Here is a 22,964-nt window from a genome sequence, read left to right on the forward strand (position 1 = left end):
TTATCTGGTTTATAGAATCGATGAAACTATTGAAACTGCGGAGAAAGTGGTTGCAACCGGTAAATCAGGGGCTAAAGTAGCTCAACCGATTTTGGATGATTTGAATGAGTTAAAGGAAACGTTGGTAATTACTACAGGTGACAATTATGTAGGAAGCGGTGAGCCGCAGTTACGCGAAAAAATTGCTGACTTATTTGGCAAAATTGCCGGTGGATTTGAAACTCCTTCTGCATCAGAAATGGAGAACCTAAGCCTTCTTGAAGGCAAGTTTAACGAAGCGAAAAAGGAGTATGAGAAGATTGAAGAAAAACAGGTTCCTAAAATGAATAAATTCATGAATGAAAGTAAAATGAACCCTACGGTTCATAAATCATTCGAAGAGTTTATTGATAATTAGTAAGTTATAAACCTCCCAGTTTGTCATTCTGAACTTGATTCAGAATCTCTTAGCAACTACTGCAGAAAATTAAGGGATTCCAAATCAAGTTTGGAATGACATTCTTTTTTATGGACACTTCTGCCTTGGTAATCCAAAGTACCCATCAGAAAGTCATTCCGCAGTGCCAACGAAGGAATCTTTGCCACATAGAAAGTCCGCTACTTAATTTCAGGATGGCTAAGATATCTCCACTGCGTTGCAACATAACCACATATTTAGAAATGCCGTTCTACAATGTTATGTCAACTCCGAGACAAAAGAATTCACGCTAGGTAAGCTACCTTAGCAATATGAAAAATATAGCCATATCACTCCTTTTCTTAATTGCGTTTGTAGCGTGCAATCAAACACCAAAATCAGATAGTAAAAATGTAGCTACTGAAGAAATTAAGGAAACCAGATCCAATTATCCTGAATTGTTAACTGCAGCATTAGAAGCACACGGTGGTATAGATCAATGGAACAGTTTTTCAACCATGCAGTATGATTTAAGCATGGCGGGTAATGATCAGATAGAAACTCATATCATTGACCTTAACAAAAGATTAGTTCGAGTTAATGGTGAAAACTTTACAATTGGGTTTGATGGCAACGAAGTGTGGGCCTCTCCTACTATTGAAGCTACTGGCAAGAATTCACCCAGGTTTTATCATAATTTGTTCTTTTATTTTTTTGCCATTCCTTATGTACTGGCTGACCCGGGAATTAATTATGAAGACTTGGGTACTGTAACAATCATGGATAAAGAGTACCGTGGCTTAAAAGTCTCATTTAACGAAGGAGTTGGCGATGCCGATGAAGACTTATACATTGCGCATTTTAATCCTGAAACATTACAGTTGGAGCTATTACTTTATACTGTCACTTATTACACAGGTGAAAAGCATGAGAATTATAACGCACTAAAATATGGTGATTACAAAAATGTAAATGGTCTGTTTTTTCCAATGTCATTAAAAGGCCATAAATATGATAGTGGTAAAATTGGTGATCTTAGATATGATATCACATTTAGTAATGTTTCGTTAAGCAAAGAGGCTGTTGCAGATTCATTATTTGTAATGCCTGAAGGTGCTGAGGTGGATAGTTTGAAGGTGGTTAATTAATATTCACAACATTAACTGAATTGGCTGGCGCTCGTTTATAACGAGTGCTAATACGTACTAAATTATTTAGCTGACGCTTGTTTAAAACGAGTGCCTTAAAGTACCAAAACGTCCATTTAATCCAATAACACTACATGAATCAATCCTTGTATACCAGCATAATCACGCGCAGAGCTATATAAATAATGTTCGGGCTCTTCAACGATTTCTGCTTCCACCGGATTTCTATGGATATAGTCGAGTTTTTGATCTAAAAATTCATTTGTCATAATTTCCTTAGGTTGGTTTCCATCTCTCCACACTTTATTTCCCTTTATCCGCTTTAAATTTTCACCTGACTTTTTGAAAGCTCTCAATAGCCATTCCTTTCTACTTTCATTAATTAGCTCTAATTCTTCAATTATTCTTTTAGAGGTGTACTTTTTGAAATCTCTCATAATACCAGGCAAGTTTCCTTCACTGGAACTGATGATCATATGCAAGTGACTTGGAATGAGACACCATGCATGAATGACTAATCCTTTATTTGATTGACAGTATTTTAATGAATTGGTAATGATGTACTTTAACTCTTTGCGAGTAAAAAGGTCTATCCAATGAACAACGGTAGAAGTAACAAAATATAGACCTTCAGGATTATGAAATTTAATATTTTTCTGACACTTCGTAAATTTAAAGAATTGAAAGCTGGTGCACATCCGTGATGCATGACTTTTATTAAATGCAGTATAGTGATTTGGCTAAATGTTCATTTTGGTACTTTAAGGCACTCGTTTTAAACAAGCGTCAGCTAAATAATTTAGTACGTATTAGCACTCGTTATAAACGCGCGCTAGCTGGAAAGTAGATTAATTATAGATCTAAGTTCACTTGACAGTAAGTATCAATCATATTTTAAAGAATCAAGTGAATTAGATTTTAAAATATAAACATACTTGCCACCTTGACTTTTGTATATAGAATCTCCTATGCTAATTTTTCTGTAGATTAAATCATTCAAATACACATAGTCTCCTGTCGTAAAAGTAATTTTAGGTTGACTGTGATTTTGTTTGTCAATGTTCTTTTTAGAAATAATACCATTGAAATGTACATTAATAATAGTCTCCTCGTATGACCTGTTAAAATCAGGAGAATAAACTGCAATCAGAATAATACCAATTATTAATAAACCTATTATTATTTTTTGTTTCAATTCCATTGCTAATGTTACACTAAAGCTTCCTCTTCAACTCCATATCGCTCAACTCCAAATTCAATGCTTTGGTACTTATCTGAAGCTCGCGCAAACTAATAGCTAATGAAATAAGCAGCAGAATCATACTGGCTCCAAAAATCCAGCTGCCTATTTGTGGGGCATTTTGAAATAGAAAAAGCATACTTAAAACACAAAGAAAGAAACTCGACACACCAAACACCTGCATCATCTTAATTAAAGAGAGCCTGGACCGTAAATTTTCTATTTGTCCAATAATGGGCGTTGGATGCTCTGGGTTGCTTATATGCTTTTGATGTAAACTTCTTATCAACGTTGCAATAGCCAAAAATCGATTGGTATACGCCAAAAGTAATAACGAGATAGCCGGAAAAAGTAGCGCTGGTGTAGTTAAATTTATAAGCATTCTTTCTATTTTTAAATTTCGTTAATCACCAAAGATAATTGTATCCGCTTATGAAAACCAGAAAACTTGTTTTACTTGTTGTCACTATATTTTGTTTTTCAAATGCATATTGCCAACAAGAAGCCAATTCATTGCTTTGGGAAGTTTCAGGAAATGGATTAGCTCAGCCTTCCTATATTTTCGGTATTCTAAAATTCATTCCGTCTAACGATTATTACTGGCCAGAAAAAGTTGACAAAGCATTTAAATCCAGTCAGATACTATCAACCGAAACCCAGTTAGACCACCATGCCCGGCATGAACTGAACAAAGCGGCTCATTTGGAAGGCGGTAATTCTTTAGCCGATTATTTAACAGAAGAGGAGCTAGAAAAACTTTCTGGGATTTTCTCTAATCGATTCGGAATATCCGATTTCAAATTCAATGTAGTATACAAAAAATTTAAACCCATTATGCTCTCCACTACTATGACTCGACTTTCCTATGGCGATAATGTGAAGTATTATGAGTTAGAATTGATAAATCAAGCCAATTCACTTGGTATTACTACTCAGGCGCTGGAAAAAGTAGAGAAAGAAGTAGAAGCTTTAGAAAAAATTAAATTGGAAGATCAGGTTAAGTCATTAAAGCATACACTGGAAAACTTTGATGACCAATTAAAGGATTATGAAGAACTTGTGAGCTACTATAAAAAAGGCGATTTACATAAAACATTGGAGTACACTATGCATCCATTGGAGAATCATTCAGATTATGAGGCACATTTTATTTATGGAAGAAACAAAGCCTGGATTCCTAAAATTGAAGAATATATGAAGTCAGGTCAAACTTTTTTTGCTATTGGCGCTTCACATCTGTCTGAAGAAGCAGGTGTATTAAACTTATTAAGAAAGAAAGGCTATACAGTAAAACCTGCTGAATGAACGTACTTAAAGCAATTGATGCAAGTCAGAAACGCCCATGTTTCTGACTTTAATAAAGCCCTCTCCATAGCCAACTCCAATAGAGTGACCTAAATCTTTAGCTCTTCCTTCAATCATATTTAAAAAGTCAGGAGAGGAAATAAATGTTTCAGGTTCATTACTGTTTGGGTCAAAAAACTGAGTTTTAAAACTTTTTATGGCCTGCATTTTTGTATCCCACGAATCAGTGACATCTACTATAAAATCTGGCTGAATGAAGTTACTTTGAATATAATGATAAACAGATTTAGGTCTCCAGTGCGGTTGCTTCACCCCTTCCCACGTAGTCTCAACTTTTACAAGACCTGCTAAAAAGCAAGCGTCTAATTCCAGTTGGGCCGCCCTTCCATGATCCGGATGGCGATCACTTGGAGCATTAATTAATACAATATCAGGCTGGTACTTTCTTAGCACTTTGATTAGTGCTACTTGACTTTGCTTATCATTTTGAAAAAAACCATCGGCCAATTTTAAATTTTCACGCACAGTTAAGCCCAAAATCTTTGCTGATTCAGCCGCTTCCTTGGCTCTTATTTCATCAGAGCCCCTCGTTCCCAGTTCGCCAGCAGTTAAATCAACTACTCCAACTTGATATCCTTTTCTAATATGTGTGGCCAACGTGCCGGCACAAGATAACTCTGTATCATCTGGGTGGGCTGCAAATGCTAGTATATCTAATTTCATTGGTCTAACTAATTGTTATATGATGAAGGTGCGGATGACTCTAGATTGTTATACATGAAGAATTCTGTACGGCCTTTCTGCCCTTCAAAATACAATTCTTCTGTGGCAGTGTCATTTCCATTACCTATAGCTGTAAACTTAATAGTATTGGCCCCATCTTTTAAAGGAACTCGTGCATAATGTATGTCGTGCGGTAAAGTTTGCCAGTTTCTTGTATCAGCTTTCTCCGTAACGGCATTCACGATAGATACCAACGCTCCCAGGCTTTCATTTTCATTTCTGGTCGCTTCCTCAGCGGCCTGTTTCAGAGCTAACCTCAATAATGAATTAGCAAATTCTCTTAGCATTCTATCTTCTAAGGTTACAAATGCGATGGCAGAAATGTCTTCACCTTTCTCCAAAGAATAGGTCTTACCTTCAACTGATAAGTTCGCTTTATTAAAATATGGCTTTCTATCGACATATTTTGGAAATGCTGCCCGCACTACTTTTAAGTCTCCTAATTGTGTTTTACCGTCAGAATCTTGACGCACATGAAAAGGAAAGTTCATGCCATATTCTTTATTCTCAAAAGTAACTAATCCCCCCTGTCCTTTAATTACAAAAAAGTTGACTGTCCATTCACTTTTTACCGGACCCAACCCATTATGCCAGAAAAAAACCAATTCTCCAGACTTTTCTTTTACAGGTTCGTATTTAATGTTAAACTCCTTTTCATAACCTTCCAATTCTGTTCTAAACCCCATCAAACCTGCCGTGCGTACTAAATCCTTTTTCAACTGATCAGGAGCTTTGACATTTAAAACTGAACCAACTTCTTTATATGCCTCATACGCATTTCGGTAAGCTATGAATGCATCATTTATTTCACCGCTTGCTTCAAAGATTATTCCCATCAGGTTATGGGCAAATGGGTCAACTTTGTACCTATTTTTCTTATCCTCGTAGCGGTCGTTAAGTTTATTCAGCTTGATATTAATACGTCTGCATTCCACCAATGCTTCATCCAACTTCCCCATTCTAAGATAGTTGAGGGCTTTATAATAGTGAATGAAAATTACTTCATGGTCTTCGCCAATGTAAGGCTTCACATTGGGATTAGTGAGCAGGCTAAGCGCTTCTAAGGAGTAATTTTTCCTATAGTCTTCTGTGAATATGTAGGCTTCTTCAAAGTACGTGTTGCTGGCCTCATATTCGTCCATTAGTTGTAATACAACGCCTTTTTGAAGGTTATAAAGTAGTTGATTATTTCCTTTACTAAGTTTTTTATTCTTATCTAAAAACTTATCTGCCGCTTCAATTTGGCCACTGGTAAATTTCTGCTGAAACTCAATATTCTTCTGGTAATACGTGGCGCAGCTAAAAGAAAATAATACAAAAGGTATAAAATAATAGTGCCGCAGAGCGGCACTTAAATAATTGGTCATCAATAAGATGCTTAGTTAATGACTTTCTTAATTTTCTTAGATCCTATCCAAACTTTTTCATTAGTCTCTAAGTGTGTAAGTTCCAAATCAGTTTGATAGAATACTAATGATTGTTTATCATTCGAATCTGTTACAGAACTTACTGTCCCTTGAAGAATAAAGTCTGCACCTCGTTCCATACCCCAACGCTTAGTAGTTGCTGCAGAAGCAAACTCTTGTTGATCTGCTCTTTCTTTTCTTAACTCTTCTCTTTCTTCACCACCTTGCACTACTCTTACCTTTCCAGAATTGATAAACTCTCTTTCAATATCATTGGTAAAAGTTTCTGTACTAATATGCTCACTTGTCTTATTTCTAATAATACCCACAATTACAGTAGGCTTCTTTCCATTTTCTTCCACGAAGTCAGTTACCCATACCCTGCTCAAACCGTCACGAACCATTTCTTCGGCTACAAGCCTGCTATCAGTGTCATTCCATCTACCGCTAAGGTCTATTTGTGAGTCGGAATCAACTCTGGTAACTGTTTTTGAAGAAGAGCATCCTGTGAAAATGACTGCCCCTACTAGTAATACTAAAGCTATTTTTTTCATCATTTTTTATTTATGCAGTTTCAAACTCTTTTGCTTGCAAAAACCGTTCCGCATCTAAAGCACCCATACAACCCATGCCGGCAGCTGTTACAGCTTGTCTATATACTTTATCGGCAGCATCACCAGTTACAAATACTCCTTCTATCTTAGTTTTAGAAGTTCCCGGCACTACTTTCAAATAACCAGTCTCGTCCATATCTAGAAATTTTTTAAAAATATCTGTATTAGGTTTGTGCCCTATAGCCACAAAGAAACCATCTATTTCTAAATCTTTCTTCTCTCCTGTCTTATTATTAAATACCCTTACACCAGTTACGGCCTCACCATCACCTAGCACTTCCTCAGTTTCAGTATTCCATAAAACTTCAATATTTGGTGTGTTCATCACACGTTCCTGCATAATTTTAGAAGCTCTTAATTCATCTCTTCTAACAATCATATATACTTTAGGGCAGATATTAGCCAAATAAGTAGCTTCTTCAGCCGCAGTATCTCCACCACCAACTAAAGCAACTGGCTTACCTTTGTAAAAGAAGCCATCGCAAACAGCACAAGCAGAAACTCCTTTATTCGCGTATTTCTTTTCCGATTCTAAACCTAAATATTTTGCACTGGCACCTGTAGATATGATCACAGCATCGGCAGTTATCTCATGTTTTTCATCAACTATAGCTTTGTGAGGGTATGAAGAAAAATCTACAGAAGTAACCATACCGTAACGTACATCAGTACCGAAACGCTCAGCTTGCTTTTGAAAGTCCATCATCATTTGTGGACCATTTACACCCTCAGGGTAGCCAGGATAATTTTCAACATCGTTGGTTGTAGTCAATTGACCACCTGGTTCACCACCAGTAATTAAGACTGGATTTAAACCCGCCCGGGAAGCATAAATTGCCGCGGTATATCCAGCAGGACCTGATCCGATAATTAATACTTTTACTTTTTCTTCAGTCATTTTTCTAAATTATTCCTCATTAACTAACTACGAACTATTCAAAAAAGTTGTTGAAAGCCTGAATTTTTAATTCTTTGAAAATCGCTTCGCAAAATTAAAAAAAAGAGGCCTCAAATTACCTTGAGACCTCAACTATTCTTTTGCCAATTTCAATTAGCCTAAATAGGGCTTTAACGCTTTGCTTCGGGATGTATGACGTAATCTTCTAATCGCTTTTTCCTTTATTTGCCGCACGCGCTCTCTGGTTAAAGCAAACTTTTCACCTATTTCCTCCAGTGTCATGGAATGTTCTCCATTTAAGCCGAAGTAATAGGCGATCACATCTGATTCTCGTTGGGTTAATGTTGAAAGGGCTCTTTGTACCTCTCTTCTTAAAGAATCCGACATTAATTCGGAATCAGGTGTTTCTTCTAAATCATTCTCCAATACATCCAATAAGCTATTTTCTTCACCCTGAACAAATGGTGCATCCATAGAAACATGCCGACCGGAAATTTTCATCGTATCAACAACTTCGGCCGTTGTTACTTCGAGAACTTCTGCCAACTCATCGGGAGATGGCTCGCGTTCAAATTTTTGCTCCAGTTCAGAAAAAGTTTTTGAAATTTTGTTTAGCGACCCAACCCTGTTAAGTGGAAGTCTTACGATCCTGGATTGTTCTGCTAACGCCTGTAATATTGACTGTCGAATCCACCAAACGGCATAAGAAATGAATTTAAAACCACGGGTTTCATCAAAACGTTGAGCGGCCTTAATCAAACCGAGGTTGCCTTCGTTGATTAAATCACCTAAAGACAACCCCTGGTTTTGGTATTGTTTTGCTACTGAAACTACAAATCTAAGATTAGCTTTCGTGAGCTTTTCAAGAGCAAGCTGATCACCCTCCCTAATCCTCTGAGCTAATTCAACCTCTTCATCCGGGGTGAGCAAGTCTACTTTTCCTATCTCCTGCAGATATTTATCGAGAGATTGGCTCTCTCGGTTAGTTATCTGTTTACTAATCTTAAGTTGCCTCATTCAAAAAATCGTTGTCGTTCATAACTGATCAACAACGATTTTAAAGAATTAACTACCAAATGGCAAGATTTGTAGAATATTAATTATTCATTAGTGGCACTTTCTTCTTTCTTTTCAGGCTTTGGCAAAAGAACCTTTCGAGAAAGACGGAACTTGCCAGTTTTTTTATCGACTTCAATCAACTTCACTTTTACATTCTCGCCAACTTCCATTACACCATCCATCTTTTCTACACGTTCCCATTTGATTTCTGAGATATGTAAAAGACCATCTTTACCTGGCATAAACTCTACAAAGGCACCAAATGGCATGATTGACTTAACAACCCCATCATACACTTCGCCAACTTCGGGCTGTGCTACAATGGCCTTAATTTTAGACAGGGCACCATCCATTGACTCTTGGTCAACTGCAAAAATACTTACTTCACCGTGGTTATCTATTTCCTCGATAACTACAGTTGCACCAGTATCTTTCTGAATCTGCTGGATAATTTTACCACCAGGTCCTATTACGGCACCTATAAGGTCTTTATCGATAGTCAGTTTAACTGATCTTGGAGCATTAGGCTTAAGATCGGCCTTTGGAGCTGCAATGGTTTTCTTCATTTCATTTAAGATATGAAGTCTGCCTTCTCTTGCCTGCTCTAGAGCCTGCTTCAATACTTCGTATGATAAACCATCTACTTTAATGTCCATCTGAGTAGCCGTGATACCATTTTCAGTACCTGTTACTTTGAAGTCCATATCACCCAGGTGATCTTCATCTCCAAGAATATCTGAAAGAATCGCATGGTTTTTACCATCAGAAATCATTCCCATGGCAATACCTGAAACTGGTGCTTTAATTTGAATACCTGCATCCATTAAGGCTAATGAACCGGCACAAACTGTTGCCATTGAAGAAGATCCGTTAGACTCCAAAATATCAGATACAATTCTAATAGTGTAAGGGTTTTCTTCAGGAAGCATGTCCTTTAAGGCTCTCCATGCCAGGTTACCATGACCTACTTCTCTTCTACCCGGCCCTCTGTTTGGTCTAACTTCACCAGTAGAGAACCCAGGGAAGTTATAGTGTAACATAAACTTGTTAGTACCAGAGTACATGGCACCATCAATAAGTTGCTCGTCTAATTTAGTTCCTAACGTAACTGTGCTCAACGATTGCGTTTCACCTCTTGTAAATACTGAAGATCCGTGTGCACTTGGTAAATAATCAACCTCAGACCAGATTGGCCTGATTTCATTCATTTTTCTGCCATCTAGCCTTTTCTTTTCGTTTAATACCAAGTCTCTACAAGCTTTCTTTTGTATTGACTTATAATATTTTGAGATGAGTGTAGAGTCGTACTCATGATCTTCGCCTAAACTTTCTACAAACTCTTCTTTTATCTTTGAAAACGATTCAGATCTTACCGATTTATCAGCTATTTGTTTTGCCGCAACTGCATAAACTTTGTCATACAATTCTGAGTTCATCTTTGTCTGTAGTTCCTCATCGTTTGTTTCGTGAGAATACTCGCGTTTTTCAGTTTTTCCAGCTTCTTTTTCCAGTTCAATTTGAACTTTACATTGTTCTTTAATTGCATCATGAGCAATTTTGATAGCCTCAAGCATATCATCTTCAGAAGCTTCTTTCATTTCGCCTTCCACCATTAAGATATTATCGATGCTTGCAGCAACTATAAGATCCATGTCGGCTTCTGCCTTTTGAGTTTTTGTTGGGTTAACCACCCATTCGCCTTCTATACGAGCTACTCTTGCTTCAGAAATAGGCCCATTAAATGGTATGTCTGATACTGCAAGTGCTGAAGAAGCGGCTAATGCGGCTAAAGAATCAGGCAGCGAATCCTCGTCACCTGAAATCAATGAAATCATAATCTGAATGTCAGCATGATAATCATCCGGGAACATTGGTCTGATAGCTCTATCAACCAATCGGCTAATTAAAATTTCATAATCAGATAATCTACTCTCTCTCTTTAAAAATCCACCAGGAATTTTACCTGTAGAAGCAAACTTCTCTTGGTAATCTACTGATAAAGGTAAAAAATCCACACCTTCTTTGGCCTCTTTATTGGCCACCACTGTTGCAAGTAGCATGGTATTACCCATTCTTACTACTACTGATCCGTCAGCTTGCTTAGCCAACTTACCCGTTTCAATGGTGATGGTTCTCCCATCAGGTAGGTTAATTGTTTTGTTAATAATCTGCATATATATTTATTGTTAAAAAATTTCCATGGAATGGTTAAAATTAACCATAATGAAAAAAAGGAACCCGAGGGTTCCCTTTTTATTATTTTCTCAAGTTCAATTCAGCTATTATAGCTCTGTATCTTTCGATATCAGTTTTATGAAGATAGTTGAGTAATTTTCTTCTCTTACCAACCAATCTTAAAAGACCCTGCTGTGTAGAGTAGTCTTTTTTATTAGATTTCATGTGGTTTGTAAGGTGAGTGATACGGTGGGTAAAAAGTGCTATTTGCGATTCTGGAGAACCAGTATCACTCTTAGACTTTAACCGACCATGATTCTCGAAAACCTTTTCTTTGTTTTCTTTAGATAAATACATGACTAGCAAAAGTTTAGTTTCTTAAAAATTTTAAGGCGCAAAAATAATACTTAACTTAATAAGTAGCAATTATTTGCTGGCAATTTCTTTACTCTGCTTATTCTTGCTCAGCCATCGCTTTACTTTATCAAAGACTACACTATAAAAATCTGCCTCGAATAATCGTGCATCGTTTCTTGCCTGACGCAAAAATAATAAGCCCACCGGCAACAAAATAAAGTTTGCTGACCATATGGCCACAAATGGATCGATGATATCCTGTTTTGCATATTTCTCACCAGTCATGGAAATCACATAAAAAATAATGAAAAAGATAATTGAGAGTAAAACAGGCATCCCTAATCCACCTCTTTTAATAATGGCTCCCAATGGCGCGCCAATTAAAAACATGATTATACATGCAACGGAATTAGCTAATATCTTATGATATTGTATAGCAAAAACATTTTGATCGTACACCTGTCTTTCTAAAGTAGTATTATGTGACTGTATTTTGGCTTTAGCTTGGCGCACATTATTCAATGTAGTCTGTACGGTACGCATAGATGGTTCGCTAAGTTCAGTTTCAACATATTGGACAATTTCTTCGTGACTAAGCGTATCGTTGATATCCTTTTTAATTTTTGGACTAACTGTTTTTGCTGGAGCCGGTGGCACTCTTCGCTGCCGCTTATTTTTACTTTGGTCGTTCCGCTTAACAATTGTATTACTTTTTGACCTTTGCTTCTTTTTAGGCACTGGCTTAACTATGCTGGTATCCTTGGCAATAGATTCTAACGACTTTTTCTTTCTTCTAAGATCATTTAAATTAGCACCTTCAACATTCAATTCTTGCTTTTCAGGCGTTACTGCTTTTACATTTTCTCTGCTTAACTGCTTCTTCTCGTCATCTTTAGTTTGAGTTGGCTTAGTTCTCACCTTAGATACTTTAGGTCTTTCAACTATTTTGGTCTCAGTCCCTTTTTTGGCTGTAGTTTTGTGAGTTCGGTCGTTAACATCTTCTTTAGGCTCTGCCGCAGTATTTAACTCCATTTTCTCTTTATCGGGTTCAGTATTATTTGCAATGGAGTCCTTCTTTATTTGTTCACGAATTGCCTTAGCGATAGAATCCTGAACTTCTATTTCTCGTTTATGCGCTTCCAGTTTTTCTTTAGCCTTTTTCAGATCCTCTGTTAATTGAACTGTATCTTCCCTCAAGTGATAGAAGAATGTGAATTTGGGCTCTTCAAATACCTTAAGCTTGGTTTCATAAATACCTCGTTGAACAGAATCCACGTCATTCGTCAACTGACCCATATTTCGCATAATCCTGTTACCCTCAAATAAGCTCTTATCTGTTCTGTCCAGACCAAACGAGGAAAGGTCTAATACATATTCACTTCTTTCGAAACTACTTCGCACCATCGTTTCATCCGATCTGGACTTTGCTGTTTCTTTGTAATCTTCGAAAAAAAAGTTGCCCCTGAAAAGCTCCAGTTTAAGATATCGATCATTATTAATGGTATACATCAACCCTGAGTCTGCAAGAATGACCTTTTTGTTTCCGACAGAATTTCGATGATCATACATGATGATGTCCTCAATGGTTTTACCGTCATCACTCTTCTTTTCAACTTTTATACTGAAATCAGGAATACCGTTATAAAAGGCTCCTTGCTTTAAATCTAGTGCGGGTTTCTTTTGCTTAATATCGTAAAGCAAACTGTAAGCCTCTAATGCAGCCTTCGGAACAAAATAATTATTGGAATAGAATGCAACTACAGTTAGACCTAAAACAAAAATGAAAATTGGAAATAACGCTCTAAGCAACGATATTCCTGCACTTTTAATTGCTGTCAGTTCGAAATGTTCGCCTAGATTTCCGAAGGTCATCAAAGATGATAAAAGAACAGCCAGAGGAATGGCTATGGGAGTCATAAAAACAGCAAAGTAAAATAATAGTTGAGCCAAAACATCCCAACCCAAATCTTTACCCACTATATCATCAAAGTATTTGAGCATATGCTGGGTGAGGAGAATAAACACCACAACAACGAAGGTCAGAATAAACGGACCTAAAAATGACGATATGATTAACTTATCTATGCGCTTCATTGAGCCTCATTGAGCAAAAAGAAGGCCAAAATTAAGTAATAAAATAGAGATTGATTAACCGCCTACGGTTTCTTTTAGATTATCAATAAGCCCCTGCCATAAATCAGTCAATTCTTCAACGTCTTCCATTTCTGAATAGTCTGTGATTTTAATAAATACTGACTGTGTGATTTCATTTAACTCCAGCCTTATTTCAAAGTAAGCAGGGTCTTCTTCATCTTCAGGAGTTTCTGGGAGAAACTCGAACTTCACATAGTGATTAGTTCTGTGGGAGACCATTTTGGCTTTATGATCTTCATCGTCCCAAATGAAATTATAGACTTTATCTTCATCGATGGTTACATCATCTGCGAACCATTGTGCCAAACCACTGGCCGAGTTGAGGTATTGATAAAGCATCGGTTTAGATGCATTGATCTCAAAATCACCAGTATATAAAAACTTGCTCATCGCTGCTTAAGTTATACCATTTTTATGAAAGTGCCAACACAAAATAAAAATTATCAAGGGGTTGGTAATTAAAACACAAACTTATTAAGTTTGCGCTCCATTTAACAAATGGCGAGGTTCATAATAGCTATCGGGACAGATGGTTTAACTGTTAAAATCTGTTAACTGTCTTTGACGGAAGAATCTCAAAAGGAGGTTAAGAAATTATGGCGAGGTAGCTCAGATGGTTAGAGCGCAGGATTCATAACCCTGAGGTCGGGGGTTCAATTCCCCCTCTCGCTACTTAGAAAGCAGCTTAAAGGCTGCTTTTTTTATTTAAGATGTTTACAACATACGTATTATATAGCGCTGGGCACAACAAAATTTACATAGGTTACACCTCAGATTTAGAAAACCGATTAGCAAGCCACAATATCTTTGCAACGAAAGGTTATACAGTAAAATATCGTCCATGGATAATAATTCATCAGGAATCCTTCCCTTCAAAAAAGGAGGCCATCATACGAGAAAAGCAACTAAAATCTGCAAAAGGAAGAGAACTCATCTGGAATCTCATTAAAGATACTTAGTTCAAAAAGATTCATATCCGCCAGCTGGCGGACGGGGGTTTCAGCCAGTAGTCTGACAGGCAATTCCCCCTCTCGCTACCAAAAGCAGTAAGAATACTGCTTTTTTATTTTGTATAATTATCTGTTTCCATAGTAGGCACACCCAATAGAACGGTAGATCAGGTTATTTTAGTTTCTTATCAGAAGAACGATCTTTTTTAATCATTTTCTGCATAAATATGTTACTCGGCATAGTAATCTCTTCATTTTCAACTGTTTTAATTGTTAAAAAGAATATGCTAATATCAATAATCTTTCCACTGATGTGATAATCTTTGTCTAAAACAGATATTATATCACCAACTTTTACTGGGTGACTGAAATAAATGATAACAGTAGAAGTAATATTAGAAATGATAGACCATTGAGCAAAAAATGCAATTCCAATAATAGCTAACAATGAGGTTGTGTAATATACTATCTGATTTTGATCTACCCCCCAGATAAAAAGTATAATACCCGCAAACAAATAGAACAGTACGCTATTAATAATTTTACTGAGCATGTTAATTCTTACACGAGGGTAAGCGAATTTTTTACCTACACTATTAATGATTTTATTGCTTACTAGTCGCAATACAACATAGATTAAAATAAGTATTAAACTCTCGATAAACTGTCCTTTGTAATCCAACAGATAGGTCATGCTTGTATTATTAATAATTTATTGTTAATGAAATGCTTTATAATTTGATTCGTGCAAAAATATAAGTAGCAATGATACCAATCATCCCTATAATTGCCAGCAAACCAAATAAATATTCATGACCCTGAGAACCAGGATATTCGTCTAGAATATAACCCATCAAAGGGCCAAAAAATGCATCTGGGGTAAACCCCACAATAGATACAATACCAACAGCACTTCCTGTATACTTCAAAGGTATATTTGATTCACTAAACAATGCATAATAAAGACCTCTAAGACCAAATATTCCAACACTTATAGATGTTATTGTTATTATAGCTAAGATACCAGCGCTTGCATTAATTACACCGCTAAATATTATCAAACCACCAATTATGATTATTATAAAGCAAATTGAAACTAGTTTTGAATACGAAAATCTATCCCCTAAGAGACCTGCCCCTAATGCAGCCAAAGGTCTTACCCAGAAGGCAATGGTTGCAAGGTGTGCTGAATCGACATCATTGTAGTTAAGTACATCAGAAGCAAATAATGAATAATCATCAGTGCACTTATAAGCAACATATGCACAAAGAATAATAATTGCTTGCATCCAGACGGCTTTGTTTTTCAGACAATATTTCAGGCCTTCTTTACTGATTTTTATTGATTTAGTCTGACTCACTTCACTTTTGGGAATTGCAAACCAAGTTACTATGGCCACGATAACGGTTAATAAAGAAAACCCAATAATTACTTTACTTAATGCTGTTGATAGTAATTTGATTGAAGGCTGTGCTACCTGGTTAGGTATAAAAAAATCAAGCATAATTACTGATAGTGAGGCTAAAAGTGCCGCAACTAGTCCCCTACCACCGTCTACAAGCCCGAAGGCCATTCCCTGATCTGAGTTTCCGCCCCACAACCTTGTTGCCTTAGTAAATGCTGCCCAGAACATAAATATTGTTGAAAACCCCCAAAACCCATAAAGAATGGATAATGTTAAAAGAGAAGGGATTTGAGCCATTAAGATACCTGCCATGGATGTGGCCAATAATGATAATGATATAAGCTTTCTTGGTTCGAATCGATCGGCTAATGGACCACCAAAAAAGTAAGAAAACATCGCAACTACTCCATAAACAGAAAATGCAGAGCCTAATTCGAAATTATTAATTTCAAAGACAGTTAAAAAGGTAGGCCTGAAAATACGAGTAACCACAAAAGGTAAAAGAAACACTACCTCGCCAGCTAATACTAAAGCAGCAACTGTAAAATATTTTCTTATCAATTTTTTTTCATTCAAAACTGCCTTCCCTATTCAAATATTATAGTTTTGCTTTCACAACATAGAAATATATGCTTAAAGATATCAATCCTACAAAAACTCAAGCCTGGAAAAAGCTTAAATCGCATTATAATGAAATTTCGCATATGCATATGCGCGAAATGTTTAAGCAGGATGAGCGCAGGTTTTCTGAGTTTTCTGTTCAGTTTGGTGAAATACTACTCGACTATTCGAAAAATAGAATTAATAAAAGAACCATTGAGCTTTTAACGGAACTTGCGAAAGAGTGTGAGTTAGAAATTGCGTCTAAAGCTATGTTCAACGGTGTTGAAATTAATGCTACTGAAAAGAGGGCAGTTCTACATACAGCATTAAGAAACAGATCCAATGATCCAATATTAGTTGACGGAAAGGATGTAATGCCGGATATTAATAAGGTTCTAGATCAAATGAAAGTATTTTCTAATGATCTTATCTCGGGCAAATGGAAAGGATATAGCGGAAAAGCGATTAACACGGTTATAAATATTGGTATTGGTGGATCAGACCTTGGGCCTGTAATGGTAACTGAAGCCCTAAAAACATATAGAGTGCCTCATATAGAAACGTATTTCGTTTCCAATGTTGATGGAACGCATATTAGCGAAACGTTAAAGAAAGTAAATCCTGAAACTACATTGTTCATGATTGCTTCCAAAACATTTACTACACAAGAAACCATGACCAATGCTCATTCCGCTAGAGACTGGTTTTTAGCTAATGGTGGTAACGAAAAAAGTATAAAGAATCATTTTGTAGCGATAAGTACTAATGCGGAGGCAGTAGCAGAATTTGGTATGGATACTAATAACATGTTCGAATTCTGGGACTGGGTTGGAGGCAGATATTCCTTATGGTCAGCGATTGGACTTTCAATAGCTTGCAGTATAGGTTATGATAATTTCGAGAAACTCTTGAATGGTGCACATGCTATGGATAACCATTTTAAGAATGAGGCTTTCGATAAGAATCTCCCAGTGATTTTAGCGCTACTTGGTATTTGGTATAACAACTTCTTTGGAGCAGAATCACATGCACTACTACCATATGATCAATACATGCACCGTTTTGCAGCCTACATGCAACAAGGCGATATGGAAAGCAATGGCAAATTAGTTGACAGGACAGGTAAAAAAGTTGATTACCAAACAGGGCCTATTATTTGGGGAGAACCAGGCACAAATGGTCAGCATGCGTTTTATCAGCTGATTCATCAGGGAACCAAACTAATTCCTTGCGATTTTATGGCTCCAGCAATAAGTCATAATCAATTAGGTGATCATCATGATAAACTATTAGCCAATTTCTTTGCCCAGACTGAAGCTTTAATGAATGGTAAAACGGAAGAAGAAGTTACACAAGAGCTATCCAAACTTCCTACTGCAGAAGCCGAAAAACTTAAACCATTTAAAGTATTTGAGGGTAACAGACCAACTAATTCTATTCTGTTTAAGAAACTTACTCCGGAGACACTTGGTAGCTTAATTGCTATGTATGAACATAAAATTTTTGTTCAGGGAGTTATTTGGAATATCTACAGTTTTGATCAGTGGGGTGTTGAATTAGGTAAGCAATTGGCAAAACAGATATTGCCAGAACTTGAAGGTGATAGTGAAGTGACTACACACGACAGTTCTACCAACGGTTTAATTAATACTTACAAAGCATTTAGAAAATAATTTGCATACAATGAAACTTTTATCGTTTAATTACGATTAAGTAATTATGGGACATTCAAAATCAGAACAATTCAGCGCACAACATAACCAGATGGCCGTATTGGCTAAGGCTCTGGGACATCCAGCACGCATAGCTATTATCGAACATTTGATAAAAAGCCCTTCTTGTATTTGTGGTGATATTGTTGAAGAGTTACCCCTATCCCAGTCTACAGTTTCACAACATCTTAAAGAGTTAAAAAATGCCGGTATTATAAAAGGCACCATTGAAGGCCCAAGTGTTTGCTACTGTATAAATGATGAAATGTGGGATAAGGTAAAATCTCAATTTGCCTCATTCTTCGAAACTTATGTACCTAGCAACGATTGTTGCTAAAAAAATTTAAATACAATCATCGTATTATTGCGATTTAATAAACTAAATTTAATTTTATGAAATTATCAGAAGTCAAACAACAACTTTTATCACTTGAAACTATAGGGTTTAAATTACCTGATGGTTCAATGGTTGCAGGGCATTTCCATGTTACCGAAGTAGGTAAAATCAACAAGCACTTTATTGATTGTGGTGGTACTGTTCGTAAAGAAGAAAAAGCCAATTTTCAACTGTGGGAAGCCAATGATTACGATCACAGATTGCACCCCGAAAAATTATTAAAAATAATTGAGCTATCTGAAAAGGTCTTAGATATGAGTGATTTGGAAATTGAGGTGGAGTATCAAGGTAGTACCATTGGTAAATATGGGTTGGACTTTGATGGTGAAAATTTTCTTTTAACCACTACCCTAACTGACTGCCTGGCAAAAGATAATTGTGGCATACCAGCCTCCAAACCAAAGGTGGATTTATCTGAATTAACTAAAGAGGAAACCTGTTGCACACCCGATGGTGGCTGTTGTTAATAATATGCAGATTATTTCATTAGTTGAATCTATTTACCCAGATGTGGCTCAAATATACCAACAAGGTATAGACACTGGTATTGCCACATTTGAAACAAAAGTGCCAACCTGGGTAGAATGGGATAAATCCCACCTACCCTATGGACGTTTGGTGGCTGTGGAGGATAATACGGTGTTAGGTTGGGCTGCACTATCACCCGTATCGAGTAGATGTGTATATGGAGGTGTGGCCGAAGTAAGCATTTATTTAGCTGAGCAAGCCCGTGGCAAAGGTATTGGCAAAAAATTGCTCAATGCGCTTATAGCCACAAGTGAGGAAAATGGCATTTGGACTTTGCAGGCGGGCGTATTTCCTATGAACAAGGCCAGCATAGCGCTACACGAAAAATGTGGCTTTAGAATGATTGGTTACAAAGAGCGCATTGGACAATTGAACGGCCAGTGGATCGACAACATATTATTAGAAAGAAGAAGTAAAATAGTAGGAATTTAAACAATGTATCAACCACTAAAAGAAACAATTTCACAACTAGACACTAACTCCATAAGCAGTGAACGCAAGGCCATTCTTACAGAATTAATCGATTACATCAGTAAAAAACTTTCGCACAATGAGGCTGTACGATTAAATTTTATCTGCACTCATAACTCACGCAGAAGCCAACTGTCTCAAATTTGGGCTAAGGTGGCCGCTGCATATTATGGCATATCTATAGCAAGCTATTCAGGTGGTGTAGAGGTTACGGCCTTTAATGAACGTGCAGTTGAAGCTCTTAAAAAGTCGGGGTTTGAAATTGAAGGCGAAGTAGCTGATAACCCAGTTTATAAAGTTTACTATAGCCAGTCGGAAGAACCAATTTTAGCATTTTCAAAGGTATATGACGACCCTGCGAATCCGAAATCAGGCTTTTCTGCAGTGATGACCTGCTCACATGCCGATCAAAACTGCCCTTTTATACCTGGTACCGAGCAAAGGATTCCGGTTAGGTATGACGATCCAAAAGCATTTGATAGCACACCTCAAGAGGCTGAGAAATACCTTGAGCGTTCTTTACAAATTGCGACTGAAATGTTTTATGTATTCTCAAACATCAAAATAAAAAATGACCAATAATCCTAAAAAACTATCTTTCTTAGACAAGTACTTAACCCTTTGGATATTCCTTGCAATGGTATTTGGTGTTGGTTTAGGTTATTCTTTTCCTTCGAGCGCTGGTTTTATTAACTCTTTTAGTTCTGGCAGCACGAATATACCTATTGCCATTGGCCTTATTTTGATGATGTATCCCCCATTGGCAAAGGTAAATTACAAACTACTCCCACAGGTTTTCAAGAATGTAAAGGTGCTGTCCGTTTCGCTGTTACTCAATTGGATCATAGGTCCTGTGTTAATGTTTGTGCTGGCAGTGCTATTTCTTCAAGACTATCCCGAATATATGGTGGGGCTAATTCTGATCGGACTGGCACGCTGTATTGCCATGGTATTGGTATGGAATGATTTGGCGGAAGGAAGTAGCGAATACGGTGCTGGATTGGTGGCACTAAACAGTATTTTCCAGGTATTTGCTTATAGTTTTTATGCGTGGATATTTATTACTGTTCTACCTCCTTATTTTGGGTTTGAAGGAGCCATTGTTGACATTTCCATAGCTACAATTGCCGAGAGTGTTGCTATCTATTTGGGGATTCCTTTTTTGCTGGGGATTTTGAGCAGGACAGTCTTGGTTAAGATGAAAGGTGAGGAATGGTACAAAACAAAATTTATCCCGACAATATCACCTATGACTTTGATTGCATTGCTATTCACCATTTTGGTGATGTTCTCCCTAAAAGGTGAATTGATTGTACAGATACCAATGGATATCGTAAGAATAGCCATTCCGCTATTAATCTATTTTGCATTGATGTTTCTTATTGGGTTTTTCATCAGTAAAGCTATGGGGGCAGAATATGACAAAAATGCAGCAATTGCATTTACTGCTGCAGGGAATAACTTCGAACTGGCCATTGCAGTAGCAATTGCTGTTTTTGGCCTCAATTCAGGTCAGGCATTTACGGGGGTAATTGGCCCTTTAGTTGAAGTGCCCGCGTTAATCCTGCTGGTAAGGGTAGCGTTCTGGTTAAAGAAAAAATATTATCCTATACAGTGACATCTTGTTAAATACTCCAAACCGCAGTTTAGGGATGAGAAAACTGAGAAATTCTCATTTTAAAACAGCTATGACTGAATTTATTTCTTTTAAATCTATAACTATTCATTTTTCAGACTTTTAACTGGGTTGACAATGGCCGCTTTTATACTTTGATAGCTTACAGTTAAAATGGCTATACCAATGGCTAAAAACGCACACATAAGAAGTAAGCCTATGCCCAATTCTACCCTGTATGAGAAATTCTGTAGCCACTTATTCATAAGCAACCAGCTCAGGGGTAGTGCAACAACCAACGCAATACCAACTAACTTCAAAAAGTCGATTGATAGTCTAATAACAATTTGCCCAACTCCTGCTCCAAGCACTTTTCGTATGCCAATTTCTTTGGTTCTTTTTTCGGTATTGAATGCTGCCAAGCCAAATAATCCCAGACAAGCAATGAATATGGAAAGAGACGTAAACAATAGAAAAATGCTCCCTAACCTTAGCTCTGATCGATAGGTTTTATCAAAGGATTCGTCCATAAAATAATACTCAAAAGGTTGCCCCGGGCTCACCTTGTTCCAAATCGTATGAATATTCTCAATGGTCTCCTGATACTCACCTGCCTTTAGTTTCACCATCATCTTATTTGCATCGAAGCCCAATCTAAATGTAAGACCATTTATTACATTTCGCATCGATTCAAAATGAAAATCCTTAACCACTCCGATTACGGTGTAGTATTCCATATTTTCTTTGTCCTCACGGTGGAAGTCTCGTGTAACCCGCATGCCTAAGGCTTCATCCAGGCTGACATCAAACATGGACAATGAGGCCTCATTTATTAGCAATGCGGTAGAATCAGCAACATTAGCAGGGTCAAAATTTCTTCCAGCTATCAACTCAAGACCCAATGTTTCCAAATAGTCATGATCAATCCGCCAGTTACCGATAATTACAGCATCGCTTGGGCCTAAGGAAGACTCTTTGAAAAATGTAGTGCCATTTCTATCTGAGGGAGTTGGCAGAAAACTACTCAGAGATGCTATTTCTACATTTGCCAGACTTTGCACTTCCTGTTTAAAAGTATCCAAATTCTGTCCAGCTGACTTTGCATTGTCAACAACTAATATACGATCCTTCTCATACCCAAGAGCTTTTGTTTTAATGTATTGCAATTGTTGGTAAACGACCAAAGTGCCAACCATCAAACAAACGGAAATAGTGAATTGAAATACCACAAGGACATTCCGCATTAATCCACCAGAACTCGTGACATTTCCATTGCCCAAAGCTTTAATGGGAGCAAATCGGGATATTACCATAGCAGGATAGACTCCTGCCAAAAATCCCAATGTGATAGCGGAGCAGATCAAAATCAGCCAAAATTCAAAGCTCTCAAACGGTATAGTAATGCTTGTTCCGGCTAATTGATTGAATGGCGGTAACATTACTACGGCCAAAAGCAAACCAAAGACCACTGAAACGCTGGCAATTAGTACAGACTCCGTGAGAAACTGCCTCACCAAACCTAAACGATTGGAGCCCAAGGTCTTTCGAACCCCGACTTCTTTAGCTCGCTTAAGAGACTGCGCAGTTGATAAGTTCATAAAATTAACCAGAGCCATAGCTATCAGAAATAAACCGACTACGGCAAGAATATAAATATTTTTTATGTCTCCATTCTCGTTAAAGTCCCCTGACCTGTCTTGTGAGTTCAAATGAATATCCGTTAAAGCAATAGAATGAAATTTCATG

Annotated in this window: 23 protein-coding genes, 1 tRNA gene and 1 pseudogene; 11 read left to right on the forward strand and 14 right to left on the reverse strand. The window is 37.1% G+C overall.

The genetic code is table 11. The features are described 5' to 3' along the window. Both RLO81_RS20330 and RLO81_RS20335 read left to right on the forward strand, forming a co-directional pair. Positions 1-397: pseudogene (locus RLO81_RS20330) on the forward strand (WD40/YVTN/BNR-like repeat-containing protein); the annotation flags it as partial. A 332-nt stretch (positions 398-729) separates the two neighbouring features. Next, positions 730-1,545, forward strand: coding sequence for a DUF6503 family protein (locus RLO81_RS20335; protein ID WP_350116296.1), 816 nt, complete (start codon positions 730-732; stop codon positions 1,543-1,545). 116 nt (positions 1,546-1,661) lie between these two features. On the opposite strand, the gene RLO81_RS20340 is transcribed toward RLO81_RS20335, so the two are convergent. Then, positions 1,662-2,243: an REP-associated tyrosine transposase gene (locus tag RLO81_RS20340; protein WP_350116299.1), complete on the reverse strand. Its 582-nt coding sequence runs from the start codon at positions 2,241-2,243 to the stop codon at positions 1,662-1,664. A gap of 516 nt (positions 2,244-2,759) precedes the next feature. Then, positions 2,760-3,167 (reverse strand): DUF2721 domain-containing protein, encoded by a 408-nt coding sequence (locus tag RLO81_RS20345; RefSeq protein ID WP_350116301.1) that lies wholly within the window; start codon positions 3,165-3,167, stop codon positions 2,760-2,762. Positions 3,168-3,217: 50 nt separating this feature from the next. Between RLO81_RS20345 and RLO81_RS20350 the strand changes: the two genes are divergently transcribed. Next, entirely contained in the window at positions 3,218-4,090 is an 873-nt protein-coding gene (locus RLO81_RS20350; protein ID WP_350116304.1) for a TraB/GumN family protein, read from the forward strand. 6 nt (positions 4,091-4,096) lie between these two features. On the opposite strand, the gene bshB1 is transcribed toward RLO81_RS20350, so the two are convergent. The 9 genes from bshB1 to RLO81_RS20395 form a co-directional block, all read right to left on the reverse strand. Next, a complete protein-coding gene (gene bshB1, locus RLO81_RS20355) occupies positions 4,097-4,813 on the reverse strand; it encodes a bacillithiol biosynthesis deacetylase BshB1 (protein ID WP_350116307.1) in 717 nt (238 codons plus the stop codon). Positions 4,814-4,821: 8 nt separating this feature from the next. Continuing rightward, positions 4,822-6,240 (reverse strand): COG3014 family protein, encoded by a 1,419-nt coding sequence (locus RLO81_RS20360; protein WP_350116310.1) that lies wholly within the window; start codon positions 6,238-6,240, stop codon positions 4,822-4,824. Between the two features lie 11 nt (positions 6,241-6,251). Next, the gene (locus RLO81_RS20365) at positions 6,252-6,836 is read right to left on the reverse strand and encodes a penicillin-binding protein activator LpoB (RefSeq protein WP_350116313.1); all 585 of its coding nucleotides are present in this window, start codon (positions 6,834-6,836) and stop codon (positions 6,252-6,254) included. A gap of 7 nt (positions 6,837-6,843) precedes the next feature. Next, positions 6,844-7,791: a thioredoxin-disulfide reductase gene (trxB, locus tag RLO81_RS20370; protein ID WP_350116316.1), complete on the reverse strand. Its 948-nt coding sequence runs from the start codon at positions 7,789-7,791 to the stop codon at positions 6,844-6,846. Between the two features lie 153 nt (positions 7,792-7,944). Continuing rightward, a complete protein-coding gene (locus tag RLO81_RS20375) occupies positions 7,945-8,808 on the reverse strand; it encodes a sigma-70 family RNA polymerase sigma factor (RefSeq protein WP_350116319.1) in 864 nt (287 codons plus the stop codon). 83 nt (positions 8,809-8,891) lie between these two features. Continuing rightward, the gene (gene pnp, locus RLO81_RS20380; RefSeq protein ID WP_502880478.1) at positions 8,892-11,024 is read right to left on the reverse strand and encodes a polyribonucleotide nucleotidyltransferase; all 2,133 of its coding nucleotides are present in this window, start codon (positions 11,022-11,024) and stop codon (positions 8,892-8,894) included. A gap of 82 nt (positions 11,025-11,106) precedes the next feature. Beyond that, the gene (gene rpsO / locus RLO81_RS20385) at positions 11,107-11,382 is read right to left on the reverse strand and encodes a 30S ribosomal protein S15 (protein WP_205721103.1); all 276 of its coding nucleotides are present in this window, start codon (positions 11,380-11,382) and stop codon (positions 11,107-11,109) included. 69 nt (positions 11,383-11,451) lie between these two features. Further along, the gene (locus RLO81_RS20390) at positions 11,452-13,476 is read right to left on the reverse strand and encodes an LptF/LptG family permease (protein WP_350116322.1); all 2,025 of its coding nucleotides are present in this window, start codon (positions 13,474-13,476) and stop codon (positions 11,452-11,454) included. A 54-nt stretch (positions 13,477-13,530) separates the two neighbouring features. Beyond that, positions 13,531-13,926 carry an START-like domain-containing protein gene (locus RLO81_RS20395; RefSeq protein WP_350116325.1) on the reverse strand — a complete coding sequence of 132 codons (396 nt, stop codon included), beginning with the start codon at positions 13,924-13,926 and terminating at the stop codon, positions 13,531-13,533. Positions 13,927-14,134: 208 nt separating this feature from the next. Here RLO81_RS20395 and RLO81_RS20400 point away from each other — a divergent pair. Further along, positions 14,135-14,208 (forward strand) — tRNA-Met (locus tag RLO81_RS20400). 38 nt (positions 14,209-14,246) lie between these two features. Beyond that, the gene (locus RLO81_RS20405; protein ID WP_350116328.1) at positions 14,247-14,495 is read left to right on the forward strand and encodes a GIY-YIG nuclease family protein; all 249 of its coding nucleotides are present in this window, start codon (positions 14,247-14,249) and stop codon (positions 14,493-14,495) included. Between the two features lie 163 nt (positions 14,496-14,658). Here RLO81_RS20405 and RLO81_RS20410 read toward each other — a convergent pair whose 3' ends face one another. Together RLO81_RS20410 and RLO81_RS20415 are read right to left on the reverse strand one after the other, a co-directional pair. Beyond that, positions 14,659-15,180, reverse strand: a complete 522-nt coding sequence (locus RLO81_RS20410; protein ID WP_350116331.1) for a mechanosensitive ion channel domain-containing protein — start codon at positions 15,178-15,180, stop codon at positions 14,659-14,661. Between the two features lie 37 nt (positions 15,181-15,217). After that, positions 15,218-16,453, reverse strand: coding sequence for an MFS transporter (locus tag RLO81_RS20415; RefSeq protein ID WP_350116334.1), 1,236 nt, complete (start codon positions 16,451-16,453; stop codon positions 15,218-15,220). 68 nt (positions 16,454-16,521) lie between these two features. Between RLO81_RS20415 and pgi the strand changes: the two genes are divergently transcribed. The 6 genes from pgi to arsB are packed head-to-tail and all read left to right on the forward strand — an operon-like array spanning position 16,522 to position 21,221. Next, on the forward strand, positions 16,522-18,168 hold the full coding sequence (gene pgi, locus RLO81_RS20420; RefSeq protein WP_350116337.1) for a glucose-6-phosphate isomerase: 1,647 nt from the start codon (positions 16,522-16,524) through the stop codon (positions 18,166-18,168). A 46-nt stretch (positions 18,169-18,214) separates the two neighbouring features. Further along, complete coding sequence (locus RLO81_RS20425) at positions 18,215-18,544, forward strand: ArsR/SmtB family transcription factor (RefSeq protein ID WP_350116339.1); 330 nt, start codon at positions 18,215-18,217, stop codon at positions 18,542-18,544. Between the two features lie 56 nt (positions 18,545-18,600). Continuing rightward, complete coding sequence (locus RLO81_RS20430) at positions 18,601-19,071, forward strand: DUF6428 family protein (protein WP_350116342.1); 471 nt, start codon at positions 18,601-18,603, stop codon at positions 19,069-19,071. A gap of 4 nt (positions 19,072-19,075) precedes the next feature. Beyond that, the gene (locus RLO81_RS20435) at positions 19,076-19,564 is read left to right on the forward strand and encodes a GNAT family N-acetyltransferase (protein WP_350116344.1); all 489 of its coding nucleotides are present in this window, start codon (positions 19,076-19,078) and stop codon (positions 19,562-19,564) included. Positions 19,565-19,567: 3 nt separating this feature from the next. Next, complete coding sequence (locus RLO81_RS20440) at positions 19,568-20,185, forward strand: arsenate reductase/protein-tyrosine-phosphatase family protein (RefSeq protein ID WP_350116346.1); 618 nt, start codon at positions 19,568-19,570, stop codon at positions 20,183-20,185. Beyond that, the gene (gene arsB / locus RLO81_RS20445) at positions 20,175-21,221 is read left to right on the forward strand and encodes an ACR3 family arsenite efflux transporter (RefSeq protein ID WP_350116348.1); all 1,047 of its coding nucleotides are present in this window, start codon (positions 20,175-20,177) and stop codon (positions 21,219-21,221) included. Before RLO81_RS20440 ends, arsB begins: the two co-directional genes overlap by 11 nt. Positions 21,222-21,322: 101 nt before the next feature. Here the strand turns inward: arsB and RLO81_RS20450 are convergent. After that, on the reverse strand, positions 21,323-22,964 hold a 1,642-nt coding region (locus RLO81_RS20450; RefSeq protein ID WP_350116350.1), incomplete at its 5' end, for an FtsX-like permease family protein.

Origin of the sequence: Fulvivirga sp., assembly GCF_040220315.1 — a bacterium.
Taxonomy (GTDB): Bacteria; Bacteroidota; Bacteroidia; order Cytophagales; family Cyclobacteriaceae; genus Fulvivirga.